Origin of the sequence: Virgibacillus salarius, assembly GCF_039521925.1 — a bacterium.
Classification (GTDB): domain Bacteria; phylum Bacillota; class Bacilli; order Bacillales; family Amphibacillaceae; genus Virgibacillus; species Virgibacillus salarius.
The window spans coordinates 13,822-33,284 of sequence record NZ_BAAACY010000085.1; the positions used below are offsets into that span (position 1 = coordinate 13,822).

General features: G+C 35.6%; 22 protein-coding genes and 1 other annotated feature. Of the genes, 7 read left to right on the plus strand and 15 right to left on the minus strand.

What is annotated here, in order from left to right; genetic code table 11:
- Positions 1–2 precede the first annotated feature (2 nt).
- The 7 genes from ABDZ84_RS11120 to sigK all read left to right on the plus strand — a co-directional run bounded on the left by ABDZ84_RS11120 (position 3) and on the right by sigK (position 5,386).
- Positions 3–341: a Na(+)/H(+) antiporter subunit C gene (locus tag ABDZ84_RS11120; protein ID WP_026681219.1), complete on the plus strand. Its 339-nt coding sequence runs from the start codon at positions 3–5 to the stop codon at positions 339–341.
- Positions 334–1,815 carry a Na+/H+ antiporter subunit D gene (locus ABDZ84_RS11125; protein ID WP_281948944.1) on the plus strand — a complete coding sequence of 494 codons (1,482 nt, stop codon included), beginning with the start codon at positions 334–336 and terminating at the stop codon, positions 1,813–1,815. Before ABDZ84_RS11120 ends, ABDZ84_RS11125 begins: the two co-directional genes overlap by 8 nt.
- Before the next feature lie 6 nt (positions 1,816–1,821).
- Positions 1,822–2,298 carry a Na+/H+ antiporter subunit E gene (locus ABDZ84_RS11130; protein ID WP_026681221.1) on the plus strand — a complete coding sequence of 159 codons (477 nt, stop codon included), beginning with the start codon at positions 1,822–1,824 and terminating at the stop codon, positions 2,296–2,298.
- Complete coding sequence (locus tag ABDZ84_RS11135) at positions 2,295–2,606, plus strand: Na(+)/H(+) antiporter subunit F1 (protein WP_026681222.1); 312 nt, start codon at positions 2,295–2,297, stop codon at positions 2,604–2,606. Before ABDZ84_RS11130 ends, ABDZ84_RS11135 begins: the two co-directional genes overlap by 4 nt.
- The gene (gene mnhG / locus ABDZ84_RS11140) at positions 2,587–2,967 is read left to right on the plus strand and encodes a monovalent cation/H(+) antiporter subunit G (protein WP_034678979.1); all 381 of its coding nucleotides are present in this window, start codon (positions 2,587–2,589) and stop codon (positions 2,965–2,967) included. The genes ABDZ84_RS11135 and mnhG overlap by 20 nt, the downstream gene beginning before the upstream one ends.
- Positions 2,968–3,071: 104 nt before the next feature.
- Positions 3,072–4,547, plus strand: coding sequence for a UDP-N-acetylmuramoyl-L-alanyl-D-glutamate--2,6-diaminopimelate ligase (locus tag ABDZ84_RS11145; RefSeq protein WP_343781497.1), 1,476 nt, complete (start codon positions 3,072–3,074; stop codon positions 4,545–4,547).
- Between the two features lie 134 nt (positions 4,548–4,681).
- Positions 4,682–5,386 (plus strand): RNA polymerase sporulation sigma factor SigK, encoded by a 705-nt coding sequence (gene sigK / locus ABDZ84_RS11150; RefSeq protein WP_026681224.1) that lies wholly within the window; start codon positions 4,682–4,684, stop codon positions 5,384–5,386.
- 42 nt (positions 5,387–5,428) lie between these two features.
- Here sigK and ABDZ84_RS11155 read toward each other — a convergent pair whose 3' ends face one another.
- The 15 genes from ABDZ84_RS11155 to ABDZ84_RS11225 form a co-directional block, all read right to left on the minus strand.
- Positions 5,429–5,665, minus strand: a complete 237-nt coding sequence (locus ABDZ84_RS11155) for a YrhC family protein (protein WP_034678980.1) — start codon at positions 5,663–5,665, stop codon at positions 5,429–5,431.
- A gap of 82 nt (positions 5,666–5,747) precedes the next feature.
- Positions 5,748–6,437, minus strand: a complete 690-nt coding sequence (gene mtnN / locus ABDZ84_RS11160) for a 5'-methylthioadenosine/S-adenosylhomocysteine nucleosidase (protein ID WP_026681225.1) — start codon at positions 6,435–6,437, stop codon at positions 5,748–5,750.
- A gap of 27 nt (positions 6,438–6,464) precedes the next feature.
- Positions 6,465–7,148: a YrrS family protein gene (locus tag ABDZ84_RS11165; protein WP_343781501.1), complete on the minus strand. Its 684-nt coding sequence runs from the start codon at positions 7,146–7,148 to the stop codon at positions 6,465–6,467.
- A gap of 281 nt (positions 7,149–7,429) precedes the next feature.
- Positions 7,430–7,906, minus strand: coding sequence for a transcription elongation factor GreA (greA, locus tag ABDZ84_RS11170; RefSeq protein WP_026681227.1), 477 nt, complete (start codon positions 7,904–7,906; stop codon positions 7,430–7,432).
- 193 nt (positions 7,907–8,099) lie between these two features.
- A complete protein-coding gene (gene udk, locus ABDZ84_RS11175; RefSeq protein WP_026681228.1) occupies positions 8,100–8,741 on the minus strand; it encodes a uridine kinase in 642 nt (213 codons plus the stop codon).
- Positions 8,742–8,758: 17 nt separating this feature from the next.
- Entirely contained in the window at positions 8,759–9,397 is a 639-nt protein-coding gene (locus ABDZ84_RS11180; RefSeq protein WP_026681229.1) for an O-methyltransferase, read from the minus strand.
- 125 nt (positions 9,398–9,522) lie between these two features.
- Positions 9,523–10,641, minus strand: a complete 1,119-nt coding sequence (mltG, locus tag ABDZ84_RS11185; RefSeq protein WP_026681230.1) for an endolytic transglycosylase MltG — start codon at positions 10,639–10,641, stop codon at positions 9,523–9,525.
- Between the two features lie 123 nt (positions 10,642–10,764).
- Complete coding sequence (locus ABDZ84_RS11190) at positions 10,765–11,052, minus strand: DUF1292 domain-containing protein (RefSeq protein WP_026681231.1); 288 nt, start codon at positions 11,050–11,052, stop codon at positions 10,765–10,767.
- Between the two features lie 12 nt (positions 11,053–11,064).
- Positions 11,065–11,478, minus strand: a complete 414-nt coding sequence (gene ruvX / locus ABDZ84_RS11195; RefSeq protein ID WP_026681232.1) for a Holliday junction resolvase RuvX — start codon at positions 11,476–11,478, stop codon at positions 11,065–11,067.
- A complete protein-coding gene (locus ABDZ84_RS11200) occupies positions 11,475–11,747 on the minus strand; it encodes an IreB family regulatory phosphoprotein (protein ID WP_026681233.1) in 273 nt (90 codons plus the stop codon). Before ABDZ84_RS11200 ends, ruvX begins: the two co-directional genes overlap by 4 nt.
- Positions 11,748–11,869: 122 nt before the next feature.
- The gene (gene alaS, locus ABDZ84_RS11205) at positions 11,870–14,515 is read right to left on the minus strand and encodes an alanine--tRNA ligase (protein WP_121605363.1); all 2,646 of its coding nucleotides are present in this window, start codon (positions 14,513–14,515) and stop codon (positions 11,870–11,872) included.
- 334 nt (positions 14,516–14,849) lie between these two features.
- Positions 14,850–15,052: a binding site (T-box leader), on the minus strand.
- A gap of 313 nt (positions 15,053–15,365) precedes the next feature.
- Complete coding sequence (locus ABDZ84_RS11210) at positions 15,366–16,160, minus strand: hypothetical protein (protein ID WP_281948940.1); 795 nt, start codon at positions 16,158–16,160, stop codon at positions 15,366–15,368.
- A gap of 176 nt (positions 16,161–16,336) precedes the next feature.
- Entirely contained in the window at positions 16,337–16,900 is a 564-nt protein-coding gene (locus ABDZ84_RS11215; RefSeq protein WP_026681238.1) for a Tad domain-containing protein, read from the minus strand.
- A gap of 1,225 nt (positions 16,901–18,125) precedes the next feature.
- Positions 18,126–19,211, minus strand: coding sequence for an AI-2E family transporter (locus ABDZ84_RS11220; protein WP_026681240.1), 1,086 nt, complete (start codon positions 19,209–19,211; stop codon positions 18,126–18,128).
- A gap of 38 nt (positions 19,212–19,249) precedes the next feature.
- Complete coding sequence (locus ABDZ84_RS11225) at positions 19,250–19,444, minus strand: hypothetical protein (protein ID WP_034678985.1); 195 nt, start codon at positions 19,442–19,444, stop codon at positions 19,250–19,252.
- Between the last annotated feature and the right edge of the window lie 19 nt (positions 19,445–19,463).

The following is a 19,463-nucleotide window of genomic DNA, read 5'->3' on the forward strand; positions in this document are numbered from 1 at the left end:
ATATGGAAATTATCACTTCTATTTTAGCGGGAGTGTTATTTGCAACGGCTATCTATAATATTTTACAGAAGCAATTACTTCGGATAGTAATTGGTACGGCTTTGCTGTCTCACGGAGCACATATACTCATACTTACTATGGGTAGATTAAAAACAGGGCAGCCTCCTATTCTTACTGAAGGAATTTCCGACTATACAGATCCATTGCCACAGGCATTAATCCTAACGTCTATCGTTATTAGCTTTGGTGTCACAAGTCTGCTATTAGTATTGGCCTATCGTACGACGAAAGAAAATAATACAGACAATATGGAACAATTAAGGGGTAACGAAAATGAGTAATTTAGCAGTATTACCAATCATCATTCCATTGATATCAGCAGTGATTCTAATATTCTTTAATCAAAAAGTAAAGGTATCAAGAGCACTTTCAAAACTGTTTTCTTTAATAAGTCTAGGAACTTCTAGTTATATCACTTGGTATGTATTCAATAATGGTACGATTATCTTGGAAACAGGGGATTGGCTAGCTCCATATGGTATTATCCTTGTTATGGACGGATTAGCAGCTATATTAGTGTTAACAACTAACATTATTGCTGTTGCATGTGCATTCTATGCACCTAACGCTGGATTAGAAAAAAGGGAAACGTTTTATTTCTATCCCTTTTTCTTCTTCCTTATAACTGGAGTATCTGGAGCGTTTATTACCGGCGACCTATTTAACCTCTTTGTATTTTTCGAGGTTTTACTTATGGCTTCCTACGGCCTGATCGTTCTTGGAGGTGGAAAAGTACAGCTAAGAGAATCACTTAAATATTTATTGATTAACTTGTTTTCCTCCATGCTTTTCGTTACTGCAGTAGCGTTTCTTTATGCTGTTGTAGGTACTGTAAATATGGCTCAGATTGCTCAAAGAGTTCAAGAGGTTGAACAACAAGGGATCTTAACTACTATTGGAATATTGCTGTTCTTTGTATTTGCTACGAAAGCGGCATTATTCCCACTCTATTACTGGCTTCCTAAATCCTACATCGTACCAAATCCTGTCATTTCAGCTCTATTTGGAGCATTATTGACGAAGGTAGGAATATATTCTATTTTACGTGTATTTACTTTGATCTTTGTTCATAAAACGGATATGACACATGAGATGTTTATTTGGATCGCTGGTCTATCTATGATTTTTGGTGTAATTGGCGCACTTTCAACTTCTAATATTAAATTAATTATTGCTTATAACATCATTCCTGCTATAGGTTTTATTATCTTAGGGATTGGATTATTAAATCAGGATGGAATTAGTGGTTCTATCTACTACCTGATTAACGATATGATCATTAAATCCGTCTTATTTTTACTTGTCGGAGTAATTGCATATGTTGCAGGGACTTCTGACTTGCGAAAAATGGGTGGACTCATTCACTATTATCCATTCTTAGGATGGCTCTTGTTCGTTTCGGCGTTAGTATTAGCAGGTTTACCTCCGTTCAGTGGTTTTATTGGTAAGCTACTATTACTAAAAGGCGCATTCGAGCAAGGAGAAATCGCCATTGTTATTATCGGTCTAATTACTAGCCTGTTGATCCTCTACTCTGTTGTTAAAATATTTATTAACGGGTTTTGGGGAGATAAAGAAACGATGGCGGAACTACCTAAAAAATCTACCAAAGGGCTTCTCGCACCAGTTGTTGGCCTGCTAGCTCTTTCTGTGATATTAGGTGTTGGAGCAGAATTTTTCTATCCGCATATCGAGTCAATTGCCACTTATTTACTTGATCCGGAAATCTACATTGATTCTGTATTAAAGGAGTAATTCATTATGGCCTTTCAGATTGTAATTAACTTAATTATTGCATGCATGTGGATGTTCTTAAGTGAATCTTATTCTGTTCCTAGTTTTATAGCTGGTTATATATTAGGTATACTTCTCCTACTGCTTCTAAGACGTTTCGTACCGGATACATTCTATTTACGACGCGTTATGAAAATCCTACGATTGATTATGCTGTTTATAAAAGAGCTTTTTTCATCCAATATGGATATCGTAAAATTAGTGTATACACCTAAACCAGATATAGAGCCAGGAATCTTTGAGCTACCGACCGAGCTTAAAAGCAATTGGGAGATTACCTTACTTGCAAATTTAATCTCGCTTACACCTGGCACACTTTCCGTTGCAGTTTCACGAGATAATACAAAGCTATTTATTCATGCAATGGATATTGATGATAGTGATGAATCCATTCAGTCCATTAAGAATACCTTTGAAAAAGCAATTATGGAGGTGACAAGATGACAGATCTTTTAACTACGACAGAGCAGATACTTCATGTTGTTGTCATTATATGCTTTATCGGAATTGCAATTTCATTGGCCCTTTTATTATATCGTGTGATTGCAGGTCCCACACAACCAGATCGCGCTGTTGCACTAGACACAATTGGAATAAATCTGATGGGCCTTGCAGGATTAATGGCTATATTTATTGTCACAACAAAATTAAACGATGTTATCTTGCTAATCGGGATCTTAGCATTTCTGGGGACACTTGCCATCGCAAAATATCTAGAAAAGGGTGTTATTATTGATAGAGACTTGGATTAGCATTATCTTGAATATACTTGTTATCTTATTTGTTTTAGTTGGTACGTTCTTTATCTTATCTGCTTCGATTGGAATTGTACGATTTCCCGATGTCTACACAAGACTTCATGCAGCTACAAAAGCTTCCACATTAGGAATTGCTTGTATACTTATTGGTGCTTTTCTTTATCTATACCTAGAGCATTCAATTGTAAGTGGTAAATTACTTCTAGCTATCGTATTCATTCTTTTAACAGCGCCAGTATCTGCACATATGATTGGCAGAGCAGCACACTCATATGGAGTGAAGCCGCATCTTAAAAACCGAAGAGATGCTTATCAAGATGCTATTGATAGTTACTCTAAACAACAAAATAATTAAAATAAGAAGTGACGTCCTTGCAAAGGCAGTCACTTCTTTTTGTTTAATAAATTAGTTTTTCGTTGGGCAATATAAAAGCATTAGCAAATGAGGGAGGCATCATGTTGAAAACAACTGAGTTACTTGAGTGCCTTAAAATCAAACAGGTAATTGGACACCTTCCAAACCAAATTAAGAGTATACACCATGATTCCCGAAACGTACAAAACAAATCACTATTTGTTTGTATTTCTGGATTTACTGTTGATGGGCATGATTATTATCGTGATGCATTAAAAAAAGGAGCTCAGGTTATTGTCGCTAACCGTAGCCTTACAATTGACCTAGAAAAAAACGCGCTTATCATTGTTCCTGATACAATTAAAGCCTTGGCTAAATTAGCTAATACGTTTTATCACTTTCCCTCCAATAAGTTAAATATATTTGGAGTTACTGGCACAAATGGCAAAACAACGGTAACTAGTTTAATACATGATATGCTCCGTAAATTAAATCAAAAAACTGCTGTGGCTGGTACAAATGGTATGCTTATTAATAAGCACTATTTTCAGACAGCAAATACGACTTGTGATGTTTTAACCAACCAACAATTACTTCATCGTGCATATCAGGAAGGTGTAGATCATGTTATTATGGAGGTATCATCCCAAGGCCTATCCCAAGGGAGATTATCAGGAATTAATTTTGATGTGGCTGTCTTCACAAACCTTTCTCAGGACCATCTTGATTATCACCACACCATGGAAAACTATGGTTATGCTAAGGGAATATTGTTTGCACAGTTAGGTAACGATATGACTTCACCAAAATATGCTGTACTAAATTGTGATGATCCTTGGTGGAAGACATACAATTATTTCACATCTGCAGAAGTCATTACTTACAGCATATATACCGATGCTATTTTCAGAGCAACGAATATAAATTATCATACAGATACTACCGAATTTACCCTGCAATCACCAGAAGGAAAGCATTTGATTCAGAGCAATCTGTTAGGAGAGTTTAATGTTTATAATACATTGGCAGCCTTGGCATCCCTTTATGTAAAGGGTTATTCGATAACAACATTAGTTCCTCTATTGCGTGGTATGTCCACCATAAAAGGTAGGATGGAAAGGATAAATGTGGAAGCCCCTGTAACCATCTACATTGATTATGCTCATACGCCTGATGCAATTGAAAAATGCGTTCATGCCGTCAGGTCTTCAAAGAATAGTGAACAACAATTAATTATGGTGGTTGGTACAGGAGGAGAACGTGATAAGGAAAAACGACCACTTATGGGCGAAAAAGCCTCCCAAGCTGACACCGTAATTCTAACCATTAACGATCCACGTAATGAGGATAGCAATAAGATACTTACAGATATGGAGAAAGGGATGTTACACAACAATTATTCGTTAATTCCTGATCGCAAACAGGCTATAAAGCAAGCGATTCAACTTAGTAAACCTGGAGATATCATCGTCATCGCTGGAAAAGGTCGAGAAAACTATCAAATTATTGGAGATAAGAAATATCCACACAGTGATGCTTCATTAGCTATAGAACAAGTTAAAATAACATATCCTGATTAAACATCGAGCAGGATAAAAGTACTATATTTAATTAGAATAAAGAAATTAATGCGGACAGACACTTTCCTTCTCCATGATTCATAAAAATAAGGTATAGGCATTAGCCCAGCCTTGTATGGAGGAGGTTGATATAGTTGTCCGGGATATTAAGTGCCCTTGCGCTTCTTATTAAAGAAGCTATGTTTTTTGTGTCCTACGTTAAAAATCATGCTTTTCCTCAGCCTTTACCACCAGAAGAAGAAATGAAATATATTAAGCAGATGCAGGAGGGGGATGAAACTTCAAGGAACAAACTAATTGAACATAACCTTCGATTGGTGGCACATATTGTTAAGAAATTCGAGAATACAGGTGAAGATGCAGAGGATCTAATTTCCATTGGGACAATTGGTCTTATTAAAGGAGTTGAAAGCTACTCCACTGACAAAGGAACAAAGCTTGCAACGTATGCCGCCCGTTGTATAGAAAATGAAATACTTATGCATTTACGTGCCTTGAAAAAAGTGAAAAAGGACGTCTCCCTGCATGATCCGATCGGGCAAGATAAAGAAGGTAATGAAATCAGCTTAATCGATATTTTAGAAGCTGAAAATCAAAACATTATTGAATTTATCCAGTTAAATATGGAAATCGAGAAAATGGAAGATTATTTTTCAATACTTGATAATCGTGAGCGAGAGGTAATTGTTTACCGTTATGGGTTAAATGATCAAAAAGAAATGACACAGCGTGAGATTGCTAAAAAACTAAATATATCAAGAAGTTATGTTTCTCGAATTGAAAAGCGTGCACTAATGAAGGTATTTCATGAATATTATCGAAAAGAAAGAAGAAGGTAGTTTGACACCATCATTCAAAAAGGAGCGAACCCATAGCAGGGTTTAGCGCTCCTTTTCTAGTTCTATTTTAATTTTTCGTTGTTTAGTTGCTAGCAAAATTCCAGATAACACAGTTACAAAAGCAAGCAGCATTAATATCTTCCCATCAGTAGATGGTCTCATGAACGTATTAATAATGGCACCAAGATATAAATAGCTACTTAGTATAAGCAAAGTCCCTATAAAGCGCTGAAAGTCTTTTAATTTAGATTCCAATTCCTTTACCTTTTCATTTACCACCTATATCCCCCCATTTAGTACATATAATAACATAGAATAGATGCACGTTAGAAAGGTAAATATTGGTTGTTTCATAGATTCTTTACAGTTCTTTAACTAAGCTCATAACCATTTCAGCCGCATTGGTTGCAGCTTTTTCTAAGAATTTATCAAAGGATATGGAAGATTCCTTTCCAGCAATATCCGATAACGCACGAATTATGACAAACGGGATATTATACTGATAACAAACCTGCGCAACTGCAGCTGCTTCCATCTCGGCAGCAATCATAGTTGGGAATTTATGACGTACAAAGGCAACTCGGTCTGGATCAGACATGAAGGAATCACCTGTAGCAATTATTCCTTCCTCATAACCTATATCCATTGTATGCATTACTTTTGATGCCTTTGCCACTAAGTTAGTGTCAGCATCATACATCGCCGGCATTCCTGGAACCTGTCCATATGTGTAGTCAAACGCAGTTGCATCTACATCGTGATGAACAACCTGTGTGGAGATGATAACATCGCCCACTTCTAGATTCTTGGAAAACCCACCAGCAGAACCAGTATTTATTACGAACTTTGGTGTAAATCGTTCGTGCATAATAGTCGTAGCCATTGCAGCATTAACTTTACCTATACCAGATTTCAATAGAACAACTTCTCTATCAAATAATTTACCACGGGTAAATATACAATTCGCAACTTTCAATTGTTCTTTATCAGTCATCTTAGACTGTAATAGAGCAACTTCTTCATCCATTGCTCCAATAATTCCAATTGTCATACCTTTTCCTCCATCATCTTGATTATATTAAATATCGACCTCTTGCAACACTTCAACCTTTGTCGGCTGCCAACCTTTATTATCAACCCAAGATAAATATACACGGTAAATCTCTGTATTGTCAGGGTTTGATACAGTTGCCTCTACCTTTTGATCTCCTCCATTACCAACCCAATGTGTCGTCATATTATTCTCAGCTAATCCCGTAGCCATTGCTACTGCTCTACTAATTTCAATTCTATCTTGTGAGCCATCATCATAATTTGTTGTATGTGGACCTTGTTGCTCTGTTCCAATTGGCTCCCAATTGGCTGTATAAGCCTCTACAACATTGTCACCAGAAGGCTCTAGCTGCTCTATTTGTACATCTTCATTTGCATTTTCCGAGTCTTCATCGTTTGATGCTTCATTCTCATCATTTTCAGAAGCATTGTTTTGATCCGTATCATTTGTGGAGTCTTCTTCTTCAACTTTAGTGAAGTGATCGCCACTCTCATCATTGCCATCTTTTTCAGTGTCATTTTGCTCTGTCTCGTTACCAGACTTACTCTCTTCTTCTTTAGCAGCCTCATCGTCACCACCGAACATCCAAAAACCAATTAATACAATAAGTAAAACTGCACCAAGCACAAGCAAAAGTGAGATAGACTTTGTATTTTTTCTGCGCTTTTCAAATTTATCTACTCTTGATACTCTATCAAATTCACTCATGTTTTCAGCCCTCCCATATTTACTCTACTATGATATCATATTTATGTTATAGAATTATATGATAGAGACATTACAAAATATTAGTAGTCATAATTTCCTACCAACAGAACGACCGATTACTGATCCCCAGTCGATCATCCATTAACCTCTTATTGAAGGAATTTAAAATGAAAAAACCCCCCCTTTTCAAGTAAGTGTAACACCAACTATTTTACACTACTACATAAGGGGGGAATATTACACCATGATCTTTTTATACAACAACCATATAGATATAAAAATTAATCTACATTTACAATTTTAACTTGAATCTCTCCACCAGGTGTAGCTACAGTTACTTCAGAACCAATTTCTTGTCCAAGTAAACTTTGAGCCATTGGGGAATCATTTGAAATTTTCCCTTCAAACGGATCAGCTTCAGCGCTCCCTACTATCGTGTATGTTTCTTCTTCACCATCTGGAAGCTCTTGAAACGTTACCGATTTCCCTAGTGATACAATATTCGGATTATCATTATCGTTTTCAATGATTACTGCATTACGAATCATTTTTTCCACTTGTGCAATACGTGATTCGACAAATGCCTGATCATCCTTCGCAGCATCATACTCCGAATTCTCGGAAAGATCTCCAAAATCACGAGCAACTTTTATACGTTCAACAACTTCTTGTCGTCTATCCGTTTTTAAATAATGTAGTTCTTCTTCTAACTTTTCTTTCCCCTCTTGTGTCATATAGTAACTTTTCTCTGTAGCCATTCTAAACACTCCTTTTTATTCCTTCAGCATCTAAAGAGAATTTTCACTTTTGGAGTCTCATAATAACCCCCAGTTAATAAAAAACATTGAGCTGAGCTTATATCAATAACGGAGCCAATGTAAACGCTCCATTATACCAAAATTGTACTAATCATTACTATGGCAGACTTTGTACAAATTTTCAATACTTTTCCTAAATTTGTTTATGTTGATTTTTATAAAGTATCGTTTCTATTTTCGTAGCCATAATGTCGATTGCTACGTGATTTTGTCCGCCTTCTGGGATAATAATATCGGCATATCGCTTGGTTGGTTCAATAAATTGTAAGTGCGATGGCCTTACATTGTTAATATATTGATCGATGACAGAGTCTAGAGATCTTCCGCGTTCATTTATATCCCGCATCAATCTGCGAATAATACGTAAATCTGCATCTGTATCAACATATACTTTTATATCCATTAAGTCAACAAGACGAGGATCCTCTAATATCAGGATGCCTTCTAAAATAATAACATCTTTCGGCTTTACCTTTATTACTTCTTTCGATCGTGTATGAACCTTGTAATCGTACACTGGCTTTTCGATTTCTTTTCCATTTAATAGATCGTATATATGACTAATTAATAAATCATTATCAAATGCTAAAGGATGATCGTAGTTCGTATTTAATCGCTCCTCAAATGGCAAATGACTTTGATCTTTATAATAATAATCCTGTTCAATAACAAGAATGGTTTGATCTGAAAAACGTTGACATATGGAACGAGTAACAGAAGTTTTACCACTACCACTCCCCCCAGCAACGCCAATAACCACTGGTTTATCTTGCATAGATACGGTACCCCCTTCTAGTGTTTCTTTAAACTAATAGCAACACCGTCTCCGATAGGTACAATAGTGGTTGTAAAATCAGGATGATGCATAAGCCATTCGTTGTAATGATGAATTTTTTTGACCATATTTTTAAATCTTGCTGGAGCTAATTCTGGTTGTGCAACATACCCTCTAAACAAGACATTATCCGTAATAATTAGTCCATCCCTTGCAAGTAAAGGAACCGATTGCTCAAAAAACTTTTGATACTGCCCTTTAGCTGCATCGATAAATATTACATCAAAAAATGAATCATTTTGCAACTCATTTAGTTTATCGATGGCATCTCCTAGGATAACATCTATTGTACTAGACTTCCCTTGCTTTTCTATGTTCATAACAGCTTCCTGGTAACGCTGTTCATTTTTTTCAATTGTTATTATTTCACAATCTGGTGCTACTTCTGCCATTCTTAAAGCAGAATATCCAATTGCTGCTCCAATCTCCAATATTCTCTTCGGTTTCTTTAATTGAAGTATGTGCAGCATAAAATCCATACTTAGAGGCTCCATAATAGGTACATGATTTTGCTTTGCTTCCTTTTCTAATTGCTGAACAAATGAAGTTGTAGCAGGTAAAATGTTCAATAAGTAGTGTATTACTTGTTCGTTCATAAAATGACCTCTTTTTCAGAATGAAATCTCGATACCAAGATTACATATTTTATCATAAATTAAATGAAGGGTAAATATATCGGAAGCATCCCCCTTCTCAGCTTATGAGATAGGGGGATGAGACTTTAATCGATATACTTCTGTTTATTTTCATTATGTTCATCTAATGTTTTTGCATAATAAATATTTCCTTCTCCATCATGGAGGAAATATAAGAAATCTGATTGCTCTGGATTAAGCACTGCCTTTAAGGAGCTTTCGGCATAGCTTCCAATTGGCCCAATCGGTAAGCCCTCCGCATAGTAAGTGTTATAAGGAGACTCTACTTCTAAATCCTCATATAATACACGATCCTTATGTTTTCCTAAAGCGTACAATACGGTTGGATCTGTTTGTAGCTTCATTCCTTCCTCTATACGATTATAAAACACACCGGCAATTTTTTTCCGCTGTTTTGCAGTGCTCGCTTCTTTTTCAACAACCGAGGCAAAGGTAACAGCTTCATGAACCGAATAATCAGTTTCACTAATTTCGTTTAAATAATCGGATAACACAGCATCTGTTTTCTTCAACATTTCATTGATAACTGCTTCTACGCTTGGCTTCTCTTCATAGAAATCATATGTTGATGCAAATAAATACCCTTCTAATGGATGACGAATCTCAGTATTTAGAATTTCCTCTGACAATATAGATGGATATCTTTTGATTAACTGACTAATATAATCTTTGTCGTCTACTTTCTTCAAAAAATCTTCTTTCGAAAAACTCATTTTCTTTGCAAAGATTCCTGCCATTTGCTCAATGGTTTTTCCTTCTGGAATGGTAATTGTATGAACTGCTTCAGCCATAATCTTTCCATTTTTCAGTGATTCAATTATTTCATCTAATTCCATATCTGGCGTGAATGTGTATTTTCCAGCTTGAAAATCTGATTCATTATTAAATTTTATGTAAAAACGAAATATAAGGGCATTTTTAATAACCCCCTTTTCTTCTAATAAAGAAGCAATCTCTGAAGATGATGAACCAATTGGAATTGTTACTTTTATCTCTTCCTTGCTATCTGGATCAACTGGTTTTAGGGCTGACTTGACGTACAAAAAACCAGATAAGCCACCAATAATCAAAATTAAAAGTAATGCGATAATAATAATTGACACAATCTTACGCACTGTCTTGGCTTCTTCGCTTCGAGCAATGAGGTTGTCCCTAAAATTACCATTCTTTTTCTCTTTGGACATAGTTATCCCCCTCTCATCCGGTATATTATACTAAAATTCGATGTTATATTCCATTAATTTTATGCAAAAAACAAAAAGCTGATGCCGTATTTCGACATCAGCTTTTCATTTTTTGAGATAACCCTATGCCTCATTTTCTTGATCTGCTAGTGTATGAAGCATTTCTTCAACCATTTCCCATTCTTTATCAGATTCAATTGGAAACAGCGATAAATCGTCATCATCTTTTTCCTTTTCTTCGTAACGGAATGCATAAACTTCGACTTCCTCATCCTCTGATTGCTCTACAGGAATAACTGCGATATAGGATTGACTTGTCTCATCCACATCAAAGGTAAACAGAACTTCAAATAAATGTTCTTCTCCATTTTCATCAGGTATTATAATTCGTTCCTTTTCCTCAAGTGCCATTCTTTCACTCCTTTATTTCTGGTCTAAATAATTTTGTAGAATCATTACAGCTGCCATCTTATCAATGACTTTCTTACGTTTCTTTCTACTCATATCCGCTTCTAGTAGAACTCTTTCAGCAGCCATCGTAGTTAAACGCTCATCCCATAGCACTGTTTCAATTCCGTGGACTTTTTCTAGATGCTCTGCGTAGAGCTTAGATGCTTCTCCACGCTCTCCGATCGTACCATTCATATTCTTCGGAAGTCCAACAATAGCTTTCCCAACTTGATGTTCTACTATAATGGATTTTAATGCTTCATCGGCAGAGGTAATCTCTTCTTCGTTCCATTTGATTGTTTTTATTCCTTGTGCAGTCCAACCAAAGGCATCACTAACAGCAACACCTATTGTTTTGGATCCTACATCTAATCCCATTACTTTCATTTATTTTCCTTTTGCTGTTGTTCTAAATAGAACTTGACAAGCTCTTCAATTACTTCGTCACGTTCGATTTTACGAATTAAGTTACGTGCGTCATTGTACCTTGGAATATAAGCAGGATCACCAGAAAGCAAGTAACCTACAATCTGATTTATCGGATTATACCCTTTTTCCTTTAAAGCTGCATGCACTGTGAAAAGTATTTCCTTAATATCCTGGTCAAAAGGCTCTTCCGAAAAATTAAATTTCATCGTTTTATCAATTGAACTCATCGTGACACCTCGATCTTAGAATCATTTGGTAAAGCCATCTGCTAAACCGAATGTAAGCTTCTTCTATTATCTTAACATGATTATAGAATTAATTATATCTTTTTCACTAGATGATATTCAAATTAGTTGCTATTCATATGCTCTAAAATATATTCTTTAGCTGCATTTAAGGCTTGATCAATTTTGGATGGATCCTTACCTCCTGCTTGGGCCATGTCTGGACGACCTCCTCCGCCACCGCCACAAGCATGCGCAGCCTGTTTAATTAATTTCCCTGCATGGAATCCTTGTTCCATTAAGTCTTTTGAAACTCCTGCTGCTAATTGAACCTTTCCGTTATTCTCTATTGCTAATAGAATAATTCCAGATTCTAGTTTTTGTTTTAAGTCATCCAGCATATTTCGCAACTGATTCATATCATTTACATCGACTTTTTCACTTAATAAAGAGATACCTTCAATGTTTTGTACATTATCTAAAATTGAAGAAGCTTCTACATTTGCAAGTTTTGCACGAAGTGATTCTTTTTCCTTCTGCAACTCTTTAATATCCTGAAATAAGCCCTCTATTCTTTCTGGAAGTGCTTCCTCTTTCGATTTAACTAATTGAGCAGATTGCTGTAATAGACCTACCTTATTTGCTAAATATTGATAGGCTTCTTTACTAGTAACAGCCTCAATTCTTCTTGTTCCAGCTCCGATTCCACTTTCCGAAACGATCTTGAATAGACCAATTTCAGATGTATTCACAACGTGACAGCCACCACAAAGCTCTAAACTATAATCACCAATTCTAACTACTCGAACTACATCGCCATACTTCTCGCCGAATAAGGCCATTGCTCCCATTTTTTTAGCATCCTCAATATTTTCATTGGTAATGACTAGGGACATTGCCTCCCATATCTTTGTATTAACAATTTCTTCAATTTGTTGTAGCTCAGCTTTGGTTACAGCATTAAAATGAGAGAAATCAAATCGGAGGCGTTCATGCGTAACAAGTGATCCAGCTTGATTAACATGACTACCAAGCACATCCTTTAATGCCTGATGTAATAAATGAGTTGCTGTATGGTTTTTGACAATAAAAGAGCGAGCCGACTTTTCAACTATGGCATGAACCGCTTCTCCTATACGTAAAGAACCTTGTTGAATGCTTACACGATGAATATGCTGCCCAATTGGCGATTTTTGTACGTCTTTTACATATGCAGTAGCTTGCTCGGTAGAAATGAAACCTTTGTCAGCAATTTGCCCGCCACTTTCGGCATAGAATGGTGTTTGCTCTAGGAATACATATATGTCGTCACCTGCTTCTGCTACTTCCACCTGTTCATTACCAGCAATCATTGCCACAATGGAAGTATCTACTTCCATTTGGGTATACCCTACAAACGCACTATCGATATTAATCTCACTGAAAACAGCATCTTGTACTTGCATAGAATCAACTTTTTGTCGAGCGTTACGTGCACGCTCACGTTGTTTTTCCATTTCTCGTTGGAAACCTTCTTCATCAATCGTAAAACCTTGTGCTTCCACATATTCCTCTGTTAATTCTTTAGGGAACCCATAGGTATCATATAAGCGAAATACTTCCACTCCTGGGAATAAGGTGCTTCCTTTCTCCTTTTCGCTGTTCAAGATTGCTGTTAATATTTCTAAGCCATCGTGCAGTGTCTCATGAAACCGCTCTTCTTCCACTTTCACCATATTTTTAATAAATTCTTTTTTCTTCACTACTTCATGGTAGAAATCCTTCATAATGTCTGCTACCGTATCTACTAATTCATACATGAACGGCTTTTCAATACCAATTTCTTTGGCAAATCGAACAGCTCTTCTAATTAATCTTCTTAATACATAACCTCTTCCTTCATTCGAAGGAACAGCACCATCTCCTACCGCAAAGCTAACCGTACGAATATGATCAGCAATCACTTTAAAAGCTGTATCTCCTTCTTGACTAGCTCCATACTTTGTAGAGGCTAACTCTTCTGTCTTTTTAATAATTGGCATAAATAGGTCTGTTTCAAAGTTTGTTGGTGCGTCTTGAATGACACATACCATCCGTTCTAAGCCCATACCAGTATCTATATTCTTTTTAGGTAAAGGCGTGTACGTGTCATCTGGATTATGATTAAACTGGGAGAAGACAAGGTTCCATATTTCCAAGTATCTTTCGTTTTCTCCCCCAGGATAAAGTTCAGGATCACTTGGATCGTTTCCATAGTGTTCGCCACGATCATAAAAGATTTCTGTATTCGGTCCACTTGGGCCTTCACCAATATCCCAAAAATTCTCTTCTAAACGAATAATTCTTTCCTTTGGAATACCTATATTCTTTAACCATATATCATAGGCCTCATCATCCTCTGGATGCACTGTAACGGATAAACGTTCTTGATCAAACCCAATCCATTGATCACTCGTTAGAAATTCCCAAGCCCAATCGATAGCTTCTTTTTTAAAGTAGTCACCTATTGAAAAGTTACCGAGCATTTCAAAGAACGTATGATGTCTTGCGGTAAAACCGACATTTTCTATATCATTCGTACGAATTGATTTTTGGGCATTTACGATTCGAGGATTATCAGGGATTACCCGACCATCAAAATATTTTTTTAATGTTGCAACACCACTGTTGATCCATAGTAGCGTCGGATCATCCTTCGGAACTAGAGAAGCACTTGGCTCAACACGATGGCCTTTTTCTTTAAAGAAATCTAAAAACATTTGCCTAACTTCTGCTGATGATAATTGTTTCATCTTAAACTTCCTCCCAATCTAAAAATAGTTGAATAGAACATCAAGTCATTAATCATTGACATCACTTTTTCGTCAGGAAAGACTAACTGAGCGCAGTAAATGGATTATTTATTTCCTGAAAAGAATAAAAGCGCAAGCGCCCGATTAGAAACGTAGCGAACTGAAGCGAGTCAACGGAGATAAAGGAATCACGGTGTACATGCAAGCCGATGATAACTTAGATTAGGGCAATTCGTGAAGTCGCCTCCGCTGGAACAGCTCAACACGCCCATTTTTATCCACAGGTTCAAATTTTACAATTACCTAGACAATAAAAAAATCCCTTCTCTGCATTTGCAGGGACGAGATTTGATCGCGGTACCACCCTAATTATGAACTATTGTTCATCACTTTATCATTATAACGGTATGACACCGACGGGAATTAACCGTACTCCAGCTTAGCTTTCCATGATTCTACCTTAGGATTTCTTTCAGCCAACGGAAATCCTTCTCTTAAAAGCGATTGTCATGTACTCAAAACTTTCAACGTATTCTACATGTATAGTTGTTAGCGTAATTATAAAAAACATCGAGCGGAATGTCAACGCCGATGCATACCTATGAGACAGAATCTTTCTTTGAAATTTCCTTTAATCCCTCTAGGTGATTTTTCGGATAAAGGCAGCGCTATACCTACTATAATTGCAGTAAAAGGAAAACCTCCTGATTCTGAGAGCCATTCAATAATTGATATAGGTGCATAAATGATATAGATAAATAACATTAAATACAGATAGAACCTTCTCCAGCTTTTTTCTGACATAAAAACTTCTTACACCTTCTCTTGATGTAATACACAGATATATTGCTTATTCTATTTCCCTATAGCGAAATTGATGTTGAAAATAATACATCCTATCATCAGTTTGAAAAGAATATTGATTCCATATACTTGATTGTTGATTGGTTTCCTCCGTTTTTACCATTTGTAACTCATTCGCACCGACCTCCATGATCTTCGAGTCAATAACTTTTAATTCTTGTTGATCCTTGTCTAGTGCGCGTATCTTGATTTGTATTTCTTTTGGCTCATCCATATTGTTCTTCACATAAATCACATTGTGAAACTGTTCATTCGAACAATTTCTTTTTGTAAGACAATTACTTTCTGATTTAACTAGTGAAAGTGTAATTTCTTCTGAACCATTAGCATTTTCTGTTGCATTCATTGCTTGCTCTAAAGCCATCACATATGATAGCTTTTGTCCAAAGGGCATAAACCAAATAAACAGGAATCCTAAAAACAGTGCCATCCCACCAATTAATTTCCATATCACTCTCGGATTATGAAATTGCTTAGAAACATTTTTATTCCGTAATGATAATGTTACAAATACATTAATAAGGGCAATGATTCCTAAAAACACAGCTGCTACGATTAGCCAGATCATACTTTCCATCGAGGTTTGCAAGAAAGGAATCGTATAAGTGGAAGATAGATAGACATTTCCAATTATCGATAACAAGATTAATAACAGAAAAAGGAGGATAGGATACTTCCATTTCACCTTTTCCCTTTTATTATTTTTTACGTTTATAAATGACCAAAGCACCCAAATAAACGGGACACTATATAAAATTATAACTAACAATATAAAAATCAATTTGTCACCTCTTTACTTCATTAAAACAGATCCCTACTGGATAATATTTCGTTATAATACGTAACTATACCATTTAGAATGGTTGGTCTAATGATACCTCCGTGCTCCAATCCCACACAACGTTAATAAAATCAATTTTTGGACCAGCTGATTCTTGGTACACATTCTCTTTTAAATTATCCATCATAGGACACTGCCTCTATTTCATTTGCTGCCCTTACAAATAGACGGTCTTCACTGATCTTTAATTTCGCATTTTCTAATACGCCACCGTTATCAATAATAATCTCTTTAACCTTTGCAACCACTTGACTTTCAATATCTACATCTTGGAGTAACTCTATCAGTTTTGGTCTTATCATTTCATGTTGTAAAGCTTCATTCACTACTTGGTCCAACGCTTCTAGATGTATTTCATTTGCTGACCAATCACGATAATAATTTCTACTTGCTAATTGCTCAGTTCGTTCTTGAAGATTTTCATCAAAATCTTCAAAGAAGCTAAGCAGCTCTCCTTCTAACGTCTCATACTCATACGTTTCAATGATTTTCTGTACTTCCTCATAGATTATACTAGATCCTGCCATGCTTGCTTGTTGAACCGTCGTACTAGATTTTTCTTTCGTGGCTAAAACGCCTCCCATATTTACTACTAGCAAAAACAGGATCATAATAATACTTAACATACCTAAAACGAATAAAGCTATGTTCCCTTCTTCTTGTTGGATAAACTGCTTCATTCTATCACCCTACCATGTGCACTTGCTGTATATGGAATGGAAGGTACATGATATCCGAATATTTCCTTAGGTAAAAATACCATCCGGATATTGACTTTAACCTTTGCAGTAAATTCTTTATTTCCAGAACTACTTATCGAATTTTTTTGTAAGTAACTCCCTGTCGTAGCTAATATATCATTCGCGGCATCTCTGGCACTCCCAGCGTTTTTGGTAATAGAATATACTTTTACATATTCGTTTGCAGCCGATTGTGTAATAAGAACCCCATTAATTCGGTTGAAAGCTTTAAGTGATGCTAATTAAAAAGAAGTTACAAATAGCTTCGATATCCACAAAGTTACAAATGAAAGGGATAGAAAAATCACTCGATTGTTTAACAACTTATCCAAAGTCGCTATTGATTTAAAAAATGAAGAAATCATAAATAGTAATCAATTAGACTCATTTAACAAGAAACGAAAGGAAATAGATGAAGAGTTAAAGAATATTAGTGTAAAACAAGTTGAAGAATTGAAAAAATCTATTAACGAATAATACAATAAACAAACGCAGGATTAACTGAGATAAAGTTGTTATTTGTATTAACTTTTGATAACCCAGACTTGCCAGATTCGAAATTTCATTTTAAAGACCAGATACTACTGCTAATACTAGTGCGATAAGAAATAAAATAATTGCTTTACGCTTTGACTCCAGCATTCTTAGACCTATTCTTTATCTGGGACTTTATTCCATCTTTTCATACTTTGTTTGATCATGTCAATTTTGTGTCTATATACAAAACGGTTCTAAAGTTAGCATTTTTGTTACTTATTTCATGAAATCATTAAACATCTTGAATTCTAAATATTTTTCTCGTACTTTTAACCTATTAAATGAAGCAAATAAGTTATCTCATTTTTATACTAGGTATTTATAATCGTTTTTTCCATTTAGCAGTACGAGTTGCATTTCGATAATGTTTTCGATATAATTTCTCTTTTTTACCCACAACAAAACGTACCATTTCTAGCTTGCTAAACTAAAAATGATACGTTTTTTAGGAATCCCTGCTTATAAAGTGAAAATTCAATAAGTAGGGATTTGGTTTTTCTCCCACTGATTGTTAGTCAAACCAATCGGACATTTACTGGCAGTCGATCCCCACTTACCCATATTGGTTTCACTTTGTTTCTTGAAGTGGGGGACTTCAGTTATATGCAGGTTAAAATACTACTCCAAATTACCCCTCTTGCTCCTTGCTACGAAATTGTCTCCAGTGAATGACATGCTTAATAATTACTTTTGCAATCGTCATCGTTGGTACAGCTATAATCATGCCAACAATTCCAAAAAGCTGTCCACCCAGTAATAAAGCAAAGATGATTGCTATTGGGTGTATATTAATACTTTTTCCAACAATGTATGGGGACAATAGGTTACTCTCAATTAATTGAATAATAAATACAGCTACTATTACAAATATAACTAATTTCCCTGAGACTGTAAGGGCAATCGCTACAGCAGGTGCTGCTCCAATAATTGGGCCAAAATATGGGATTAGATTTGTAATCCCCATAAGAATAGCAAGTAGCAAAGCAAAATCCATTCCAAGTAGCTTAAAAATAATAAGTGAGGTTAGGCTTACAAATAGGCAGACGAGTAATTGACCACGAATGTAATCACCTAACGTTTCATCAATAGCATGGACCATTTTACTTGATTGACTACGATATTTCTTTGGTATAAACCGCTTAAAATAAGCCTTAATTTTGTCATAATCCTTTAAAAAGTAAAACACTAATACAGGAATAACCGTAATAAAAATAATAAAATCGAATACTTTTGTAAATCCGTTTACAAGTCTTGCGAGTAATCGATCCAAGCCATTTTCTACCCTCGCGATTAAGTGATCAAATTTATCATGAACGGTTTCTGGTAAAAATGATGTATATTCGTACATTTGGTATATCAGTTTTTCATACATATTAATGAATTGAGGCAGTTGTTCATTAAGCTCTCTAACTTGCGTGACGATCATCGGGTAGACACGATAGATTAAATATGCGGTACCTCCAAAAAATAACAAATAGATGAGTAAAACAGCTATTCCCCTTGGAATATTATAGCTATGGAGTTTATTTACCACTGGATATAATAAATACGCTATAAGACAGGAAATAAGAAATGGAGCTAAGAGATGCCATAGAAATAAAAAAACTGTTTTGTAAAATGGAAACAGTTTTATCAGTAAGAAAATGAAAAGGAATAGAAAAATGCCAATCAATAACCAGTAAAGGAAGTTCAAACGCTTATTGTTTTTAAACATGATGACACTTCATCCTACTGAAGTAATTATCAGCATAGTTAAGGATTTTCATAGATCGTTCTTTCGTCTTCACTGAATAGATCGTTAAGTGAACTTAACGATCCATCTGCCTCAACCTGATGGACAGTTAATTTATCATTGATTACTGACATTTCAATAAAGCAATTCCAGCAATAAAACTGTTGTGTGCCTATCTTTCCAATATCCTTACCACGGCAATTTGGGCATCGCATTATCTATAGAGCTCCTTCT

Excerpts from the sequence above, each read along its gene's own strand:
- ABDZ84_RS11120 (WP_026681219.1), top strand. The coding sequence starts at position 3 with ATGGAAATTATCACTTCTATTTTAGCGGGAGTGTTATTTGCAACGGCT.
- ABDZ84_RS11125 (WP_281948944.1), top strand. The coding sequence starts at position 334 with ATGAGTAATTTAGCAGTATTACCAATCATCATTCCATTGATATCAGCA.
- ABDZ84_RS11130 (WP_026681221.1), top strand. The coding sequence starts at position 1,822 with ATGGCCTTTCAGATTGTAATTAACTTAATTATTGCATGCATGTGGATG.
- ABDZ84_RS11135 (WP_026681222.1), top strand. The coding sequence starts at position 2,295 with ATGACAGATCTTTTAACTACGACAGAGCAGATACTTCATGTTGTTGTC.
- mtnN (WP_026681225.1), bottom strand. The coding sequence starts at position 6,437 with ATGACAATTGGAATTATTGGAGCAATGGATGAAGAAGTTGCTCTATTA.
- ABDZ84_RS11165 (WP_343781501.1), bottom strand. The coding sequence starts at position 7,148 with ATGAGTGAATTTGATAGAGTATCAAGAGTAGATAAATTTGAAAAGCGC.
- greA (WP_026681227.1), bottom strand. The coding sequence starts at position 7,906 with ATGGCTACAGAGAAAAGTTACTATATGACACAAGAGGGGAAAGAAAAG.
- udk (WP_026681228.1), bottom strand. The coding sequence starts at position 8,741 with ATGCAAGATAAACCAGTGGTTATTGGCGTTGCTGGGGGGAGTGGTAGT.
- ABDZ84_RS11180 (WP_026681229.1), bottom strand. The coding sequence starts at position 9,397 with ATGAACGAACAAGTAATACACTACTTATTGAACATTTTACCTGCTACA.
- mltG (WP_026681230.1), bottom strand. The coding sequence starts at position 10,641 with ATGTCCAAAGAGAAAAAGAATGGTAATTTTAGGGACAACCTCATTGCT.
- ABDZ84_RS11190 (WP_026681231.1), bottom strand. The coding sequence starts at position 11,052 with ATGGCACTTGAGGAAAAGGAACGAATTATAATACCTGATGAAAATGGA.
- ruvX (WP_026681232.1), bottom strand. The coding sequence starts at position 11,478 with ATGAAAGTAATGGGATTAGATGTAGGATCCAAAACAATAGGTGTTGCT.
- ABDZ84_RS11200 (WP_026681233.1), bottom strand. The coding sequence starts at position 11,747 with ATGAGTTCAATTGATAAAACGATGAAATTTAATTTTTCGGAAGAGCCT.
- alaS (WP_121605363.1), bottom strand. The coding sequence starts at position 14,515 with ATGAAACAATTATCATCAGCAGAAGTTAGGCAAATGTTTTTAGATTTC.
- ABDZ84_RS11215 (WP_026681238.1), bottom strand. The coding sequence starts at position 16,900 with ATGAAGCAGTTTATCCAACAAGAAGAAGGGAACATAGCTTTATTCGTT.
- ABDZ84_RS11220 (WP_026681240.1), bottom strand. The coding sequence starts at position 19,211 with ATGTTTAAAAACAATAAGCGTTTGAACTTCCTTTACTGGTTATTGATT.
- ABDZ84_RS11225 (WP_034678985.1), bottom strand. The coding sequence starts at position 19,444 with ATGCGATGCCCAAATTGCCGTGGTAAGGATATTGGAAAGATAGGCACA.